Annotated in this window: 3 protein-coding genes; all 3 read right to left on the reverse strand. The window is 29.3% G+C overall.

The window, feature by feature from the left end; translation table 11 throughout:
- A partial coding sequence (locus AB0N14_RS40340; RefSeq protein ID WP_366030643.1) for a hypothetical protein occupies window positions 1–244 on the reverse strand: 244 nt, incomplete at its 3' end.
- A 16-nt stretch (window positions 245–260) separates the two neighbouring features.
- Complete coding sequence (locus AB0N14_RS40345; RefSeq protein WP_058223627.1) at window positions 261–545, reverse strand: hypothetical protein; 285 nt, start codon at window positions 543–545, stop codon at window positions 261–263.
- The coding region (locus tag AB0N14_RS40350; RefSeq protein WP_366030644.1) for a hypothetical protein at window positions 546–1,093 on the reverse strand (548 nt) is incomplete at its 5' end.

Below are 1,093 nucleotides of genomic sequence, written 5' to 3' on the forward strand. Positions count from 1 at the left end.
TAACCTTTTGCCTAGATCTAGGAATTTCCTTTAGTAAATATTCCAAATAAATATCTTTGAAATATCCTGCCTCTAAATTGGTTCTATGATGTTTCTCATTTTTATAATTTTGAAAAAAAAGTGTACCAATAGAAATAATGATTGCTATGATTGAAAGAATCGAACTGGGTCCAAACCAGTTTGAATTTGTATCAGATACTCTCTTGGAAGTCGCTTCTGCTAATAATATGTAATTGATATGCATAAACCCAACTTTCTCATTAAAATAATCTTTCGAATATAAGTTGAGCTAATTTATCGTTTTTAGCTTTTATGGTAACATTTTTTTCGATTCCTTCGTATCCGATCTCATTTACAAGATCTTCGAAAAATCCTTGTACAAATGATGATGCCACCTTTTCAATATTATCTGGAAATACTATTACTAGCTTTTCTGAATAATTGGTATACTTTTCTTTGACTTGTTTTTGATACTCAGACTTAGCAAAGGGGTACCCTGCAAGTCCTGACACTGTTTTATCAAATTTTAACTCTATAGTAATCATTTATTTCTCTTTTCTCATAACAAAATTTAAGTTGAATGCAGTTCCAGGTATCCAAAGGCTACTGCTGTTTAAGATGGAAATATCAGGTTTATGATTAAAAAAATCATTTTGTCTATTGAAACCTAGCCATCCATTTGAATCTCGCTCAATAAAATCTTTTTTAAATGAAATGATTTTTTCTCCACTTATAACATAACAAGTATCATTATCTGCCTCTTTTTGTAAGCTATTAATTAATACTGTTAAACCTGTTCCACCAGCAGAAGAAGTGCCTTTTCTTCCAGAAATCCTATCTTGTAAAGATGCTATGTCCCAAAAATATTCTTCATTATATAAATTATCATCTAAATCTTCGATTTTTTTTAAATGATTTTGATAAGCCATTTTTAAATCATAGTATCTTCCATTATCAAAATTATTAGTTAAAACTTTTTGACTTACGGCCTCTCCAAGTAGATGATTTGAAAAACTTACTATGGCTATATTAATCCCATAATATTGCCCTTCTTGCTCCACATTATTTAATTTTTTTGTATGATCATCCGTTA

The sequence above is a fragment of the Streptomyces sp. NPDC051104 genome (assembly GCF_040682835.1).
Taxonomy (GTDB): Bacteria; Actinomycetota; Actinomycetes; order Streptomycetales; family Streptomycetaceae; genus Streptomyces; species Streptomyces cynarae.